Genomic DNA, 6208 nt, shown 5'->3' on the forward strand with positions numbered 1-6208 from the left:
AACGGTATATTCATCCACTGGATTTTCTTCATTCTTGAAATTATCCGGGTACTGCTTGCCCACATGTTTGAGGGTTAGCGATGCATTGAAACCTTTGTTTGAATAGTTTATCATGGCGTTTGCAAGAAAATCGGGGAATCCTGCGATCGGGTTGCCATTTAAAACTGTTGGGGAGCCATTGCCGGAAAATACCGTATATTTCTTCAATTCATTATTACTAAGGGAAATATTTCCGCCGACTGTTATTTTTTCTGTCAGATTCATTCCACCATTCATTTCAATTCCCAAATGAAGCGTCCTTTCCGCATTACCGGTAATGGGCTGGCCAAACCGATCGAGTTGACCTTTACTGATAATTTCATCTTTAAAATCCATGAAGTACAGGTTAACATCCGCAAAAATATTTTCATTCCGATAACCCATTCCAACCTCAAAATCGTTCAGCGATTCCGGCTTAACCAGCGGTTCATCAAAATTGAATGCACCGTTCGGAAAGCGTTCGAACCGGGGAACGACCGCTCCCCAGCTTGCAGGAGTGCTGGCTTCGGCAGCATCGTACAGATTTTTTAAACGGGGATCCCGGCTGGTGCGGGAATAACTGACAAATAGGTTCGTCCTGCTGTTGAGATGAACATTGAAGCCAATCCTTGGATTGAGAAAATTATAGACTTGCTCAAATTCAGTTCCGATAAAATTCTCGTCGTAAAGTTTGTAACGAAGATGAGAAAACTGTAAATCGAAACTTCCATAGATTTTGTCATTAAATTTGTAACCACTGTGAATGTAAGGAGACAATATGTCTTTTCCGCCTTTATATTCGTAGTAGCGCCGGCTGCCTATATAATTATGACCGCTAAATTCGCCGGAAACTGCAGGAGGCAATTCGGTCGAACCTTTTTGAATGCGCCCCCAATGTAACGAGCGATGAATGCGGATTTCACTTCCCAGGACCACAGTCGCCTTTTTATGCTGCCAGGTTAGATTGGGCAGCCAACCGATCTGTTTATTATCTACATAGGCACGGATTAACAGATCATCGACATAAATGTTCTCCGGATCGCCTTTATCGGCAAAGCCAAATTCCGGTGTCAGGCGAAAATAAGAAGCCGGCGCCCAGGAGCCGTCGTAATCGAAAAAGCCGTAGCCGCGAATGCCGAAAAGCGTATTGTTGAGTGTAAGATTTTCGTTGACCTGGTATTGATGAAAAAATTCTGCGTGTGGTTGATTGAAATTCTCGATCTCATCGGGACGAACAATGGGGTTCTCTTTTCGGGATTCTTTATTATTGGCAGCATTTTTTGAAATACCAAAAAACACCAGGTGATCTGCAATCGGACCGCCGTAAACGTGCAGCCGCATGGTCGATCTCTTGCCAAATCGCGCCGCGCCAAAAAAATAGCTTTTAAAATTTACCCAGGATTGGTTCCGGTAACCGTCGGTTTTGATCTGTGAAACCCGGGCATTTAGAATGTATTGGTTTTTCAGGAGACCGCTGTTATAGGCAAGCGAGTATTTTTGTGTATCGTAACTTCCTGATCCGGCATAAAACGAAATTTTGCGTTCCGGTGAAAATCGTGTGGTGGTGATATTTACGGAACCGCCGATAGCCGGTGGTCCGTAAAAAGCGCTGCCGGCACCGCGCTGAACTTGTATGTCTTCAACATTGTCCAAAAAATTCGGGAAATCGATCCAATATACATTGTGGTCTTCCGGATCGTTTTGTGGGATGCCGTTAATCATCACCGAGATTCGTCGTTGATCGAAACCACGGATAGAGAGATAGTTGTAGCCGATGCCGCTGCCGCCCTCGGAGTAAAAAGTGGTCGAGGGCAGTTGGCTTAGCAAAACCGGGATATCCTGGGTGTGATAGTTTTTTTCGATATCTTCCCGGGTTAAGGTACTAAACGCTGCCGGCGTTTCGCCTTCTGTCGCCCGAATTGCCGTAACGACAACCTCATGTCCCGGCAGGATTACGGAAGTTAATGCAAAGTTTACTTCTATTGTATTTTGATTTAAAGGTAGCGATCTTTGTTCGGTTCGATAACCGACAAAACTCACATCCAGGATATATTGGCCGAAGGTGAGGTTTGAAATTTCAAATTTTCCATCTTCCCCGGATATGGTTCCCAGGCTAATGTTTTGCAAAGCTATGTTTGCCCCTTGTAGCGGCCGGCCATTTGCAATATCGGTTACAGTACCTGTAATCGTTCCTTTTTGGTTCTGTGCGGTTAGAAGACATGGCAATAAAAACAGTAAAAAAATGAATATGGATCTTCTCATTTTAGGCTTTCCTTTCAATTTATGATTTTTTAAAAACCGACTTTCTTGGTGTTGCTATTCTTATTCTTTAAAATTATTTAGACAGGATTAACAGGATTTTGAATAGCTTTCAACCGCTTTAGCGGTTTTTGACTTAAACTAAAAAAGCCACAAGACCGGGAGGGTTTTGTGGCATTCAAATCAATACGGATTGATGTGCAAATTCAAAATCCCTGCGCTGGTATTATCCGGATCAGGTTCGATGGGTGTACTCTCAGCCTTGCACTGGTGCAAAGCACCCCGAGTCGAAATCAAAGAACTTGGTAAATATAAGTTGAAATTTGGCTGAATTCAAGTTGAAAAAGACATTAGTTTAATGACCACATATTAATAATTGATTTTGCCTAAAGAAGCCCATGAAAAAAGAAGAGCTGGATTTCGACCTGGTAGATAAGCTTTATCAAAATCTCATTCAAACAAGCAAAATTGTCGGTCGCTTGTTTATTATTTTTTTTACTTTGATGCTGTTGCTTTCTGCCCTGGTATTCGAGCCTGAATTATTTCCAACCAATACTCCACCCGGACAATCGAGAATAGAAAGGCTTCCCGCCCAAGAGATAAATTTACAAGATACATCGAAAGTCGAGTCAAGTCCGGATAAATCAGGAGTTAAGCCTGAACCAATTATACCTTTATTTGGCTTTAAAATCAATAGCAGTAAAATGCTGAAATTTAGTCCTTTGATTTTGGCAGCGATCTACTTAATGCTTGCAACCTATTTGATTTACCTGGATTTCTTAAAAAAAGAGTATTTTGAAACCTACGAAGATCTTTATGCGCAAGCAGAGGGAGAGGGTGAAAGCTCCTTATTGTATAAAATTCGTTTACCCAATTTACACTATATTTTAACAGATTTGTCCAGTCAACATTCATCAAAGTTTGTCCAGTTAATCTATCAGACAGCAAATATAATTAAATCTTTTGTCCTTTATGTATTACCTATGGTCGTCTTGATAATATTACTTGGTGAAGGTTTTCAAGAGTCTACATCAAACATATTAAACGGTTTATCCTGGGGTGGTCTTATCTTGGTAATAGTTGGCACTGCAGCACTCACAAGAGAATGGTTTATCGACGCCAAGGAAGTTATGAAGGATATTCTAATAGGTGTGCGAACAAAAACAATAAAAAGGGTTGAAGCTGTTCGTTACGCAAGAGCCTTAATTACCATATTGGCTGTTTCACTTACTTTAGCCGGGGGTTCGTTTGCAGTTAATCAATTTCTTAAGTCTACTGATTATCTTTCCTTTGAAAAGGCAAAAGCAATGGTAATAGAGAGGGACTTTTATCATATGTTTTGGAATGAGAAAGGGGGGAATAAAACATCAATATGAACTCAAAACCATAAATGATGATACAATAATTATTGACTCTGCTACAAACCTCACCTGGCAAAAGGCAGGCACAGGAAGGTTGAGTTATGAAAAGGCAGAAGCGTATATTCAAAAATTACGCCGTGATAAATTGTGCCGATTTTAGTGATTGGCGTTTGCCGACATTGGCAGAAGCGATGACGCTTATGGAGCCAGTAAAGAAAAATGAGGGTCTATTTATTGATTCAATTTTTGATCCACAACAGAGATGGATTTGGACTTCGGATAAACAAAGCGCCTCGGGTGCATGGGTAGTCGATTTCAATTTTGGCGGCTGCACCAACTACCCTCTCGACGACGGGAACGACGTTCGAGCGGTTCGCTGAGGACAATCATCGATCATTCGATTATTTGTGTTATTTGATTATTTTTTTGTTGTTTTTGTTTTAAGGTTTGTACATTTTTTTTTGCAAGAAATCGGCACATCTTCAAATCTTAATAAAAATCTTCCTGCGATACATCCAGCTTAAAATTGCCCACCATAAAACAATATTCAAGATGGCGTATAAAAGCGAGCCCAACCAATCGCCAAAAATTGGCGTAACCAGGTTGTTGTAGAACATTCCTTTCAGTGAAACCTGGCTGCCGTCCGGGAGAGTAAATTTCCACCAATAGAGATTCTTGGCCAGAAAGGAGGAGCCGGCAAAAGCAAAGATGGAATTCATACCAAACACCATAAATATTTTGCTGCCTTTTTGCTTGCCTTTACTATCGAGCCACCAATAACTAGCAGCCAGGCAGAGCAGGGCTAATCCGGCTGTATAAACCGAATAGCTGCTGGTCCACAGCGCTTTGTTGAGGGGCATCCATTCCTGCCAGAATAGGGTGATGAAGATAGCAATGGTTCCGGCAATGAACAAACCGTTGGTCTTCTCCAAAGGCTGGCGATCGGAACGCAGCCAATCCCCGGCAAAATAACCGAACAATACGGTTGCAATGGCCGGTAGGGTACTGACAATCCCTTCAGGATCGCGATGACACGGAAGTTTCTTGGAAGGAGTTTACGACGAGAAATCTTTTAATCTATACAAAAAATGACTTGTTGGGAGACAAGATTTCTCCTCGCGGAGTTTATCCTGAGACATTATGTTAAAAAGTAATTGTAAATAAAAGAAAAGCTCCTTTCTTACATTAAAGTTAGAAGCAGTAATATAACTTAAATCAGAAAGGAGCTATCATGCAGCAAATTAATCAAAAGGAATTTAAGGATCAAGAGTTTTATATTGGTATGGATGTGCATAAGAAGAATTGGGTTATCACGCTTCGGAATAACAACATGGAATTAAAGACTTTTAGCATGGATCCATCTCCAGAATTATTGTATAAGCATTTGCACTGCAATTACCCTGGTGGTAGGTACATCAGTGCCTATGAGGCTGGTTTCTGTGGCTTCTGGATTCATCGTAGTCTCGAGAGCCTGGGCATAAAGAATTTGGTTATTCACGCAGCTGATGTAGCCACCACAAACAAAGAGAGGACAAACAAAACCGATAAAGTGGATTCACGCAAGATAGCACGAGAGTTAGAGAACAAATCTCTAAACAGTATTTATATACCTGATGAGCTGCACCAACAACTACGTTCACTCTGTCGATTGCGTGGTCAATCAGTTGTGAATCAGACACGTGTCAAAAACCGTATTAAAGGACATTTACACACCTATGGTATCCCCCATACCATGTCAAGTGAAAATGCCGCATTGGTCAGGTAATTTCATCAACTGGTTGCTGTCACTAGAATTTTCTCAAGCATGTGGTAAGGATTATCTGATATTTTGCCTTGAAGAGTTGCAACAACATCGGCAAAGGATAGTGGATATTACGCGTATTTTACGAAGCCATCTCAAAAGTCACAGCTTATATGAACCGTTTGTATTTTTACGCTCAATACCAGGTATTGGCCTTGTCGTCGCACTTTCATTTTATACTGAAATTATGGACATCAATCGATTTCGAATATTCGATAAATTAGCCTCTTTTGTTGGGCTGGTTCCGTCAGTTCATGGTAGCGGAGATAAAACCATCGATCAGGGATTGACAAAAAGACGAAATCGCTATTTGCGCCATCTCATAGTTGAAGCTGCCTGGATTGCCGTTAGAAAGGATCCGGCTTTACTACATGCATTTAATCAATTAACACGACGTATGAAGAAACAAGATGCCATTATTCGCATTGCCAAAAAACTTCTTCGACGTATCCGATACGTCTGGAAAAATCAACCGCCTTATGTACTAGCAGTCGTTGAATAAGAGGACAAAATCGAAATAACAATCTTTTACCTTTGCGTAGACCGTTTACGAAAGGCTGCAATCCTTTTAGGAACAGTTATCCTGAGACTGCGGCTACGCATTTTATATCATTTAATTCTTGTCTTGCAGCTCCCTCATCAGAAAAGGGATGTCTGTTTATAACAGCGTGTTTGTATTTTGTTTTGTTCTGTTATTTGTTCTTTAAATTAATCTAATTTTTTTTGAATCACTTCCTTTTTTAGATGAGAAGTAATTCAAAAAAAATCT

At 40.8% G+C, this 6208-nt stretch carries 6 protein-coding genes and 1 riboswitch; of the genes, 4 read left to right on the forward strand and 2 right to left on the reverse strand.

Going from position 1 to position 6208, the window contains the following annotated elements; all coding sequences use genetic code 11:
• The coding region (locus IIC38_19610; GenBank protein ID MCH8128129.1) for a TonB-dependent receptor at positions 1–2280 on the reverse strand (2280 nt) is incomplete at its 3' end.
• A gap of 192 nt (positions 2281–2472) precedes the next feature.
• A riboswitch (TPP riboswitch) is annotated at positions 2473–2572 on the reverse strand.
• 103 nt (positions 2573–2675) lie between these two features.
• Here IIC38_19610 and IIC38_19615 point away from each other — a divergent pair.
• A complete protein-coding gene (locus tag IIC38_19615) occupies positions 2676–3653 on the forward strand; it encodes a hypothetical protein (GenBank protein MCH8128130.1) in 978 nt (325 codons plus the stop codon).
• A gap of 86 nt (positions 3654–3739) precedes the next feature.
• Positions 3740–4018 carry a DUF1566 domain-containing protein gene (locus IIC38_19620; GenBank protein ID MCH8128131.1) on the forward strand — a complete coding sequence of 93 codons (279 nt, stop codon included), beginning with the start codon at positions 3740–3742 and terminating at the stop codon, positions 4016–4018.
• A gap of 102 nt (positions 4019–4120) precedes the next feature.
• Here the strand turns inward: IIC38_19620 and IIC38_19625 are convergent, their stop codons facing one another.
• The gene (locus IIC38_19625) at positions 4121–4618 is read right to left on the reverse strand and encodes a hypothetical protein (protein MCH8128132.1); all 498 of its coding nucleotides are present in this window, start codon (positions 4616–4618) and stop codon (positions 4121–4123) included.
• 251 nt (positions 4619–4869) lie between these two features.
• On the opposite strand from IIC38_19625, the gene IIC38_19630 reads away from it, so the two are divergent.
• Together IIC38_19630 and IIC38_19635 are read left to right on the forward strand one after the other, a co-directional pair.
• Positions 4870–5403 (forward strand): transposase, encoded by a 534-nt coding sequence (locus tag IIC38_19630; protein MCH8128133.1) that lies wholly within the window; start codon positions 4870–4872, stop codon positions 5401–5403.
• Positions 5384–5941: an IS110 family transposase gene (locus tag IIC38_19635; GenBank protein ID MCH8128134.1), complete on the forward strand. Its 558-nt coding sequence runs from the start codon at positions 5384–5386 to the stop codon at positions 5939–5941. The genes IIC38_19630 and IIC38_19635 overlap by 20 nt, the downstream gene beginning before the upstream one ends.
• Positions 5942–6208: the final 267 nt, after the last annotated feature.

The sequence above is a fragment of the candidate division KSB1 bacterium genome (assembly GCA_022566355.1).
Lineage (GTDB): Bacteria > Zhuqueibacterota > JdFR-76 > JdFR-76 > DREG01 > JADFJB01.

Excerpts from the sequence above, each read along its gene's own strand:
- IIC38_19615 (MCH8128130.1), top strand. The coding sequence starts at position 2,676 with ATGAAAAAAGAAGAGCTGGATTTCGACCTGGTAGATAAGCTTTATCAA.
- IIC38_19620 (MCH8128131.1), top strand. The coding sequence starts at position 3,740 with ATGAAAAGGCAGAAGCGTATATTCAAAAATTACGCCGTGATAAATTGT.
- IIC38_19630 (MCH8128133.1), top strand. The coding sequence starts at position 4,870 with ATGCAGCAAATTAATCAAAAGGAATTTAAGGATCAAGAGTTTTATATT.
- IIC38_19635 (MCH8128134.1), top strand. The coding sequence starts at position 5,384 with ATGCCGCATTGGTCAGGTAATTTCATCAACTGGTTGCTGTCACTAGAA.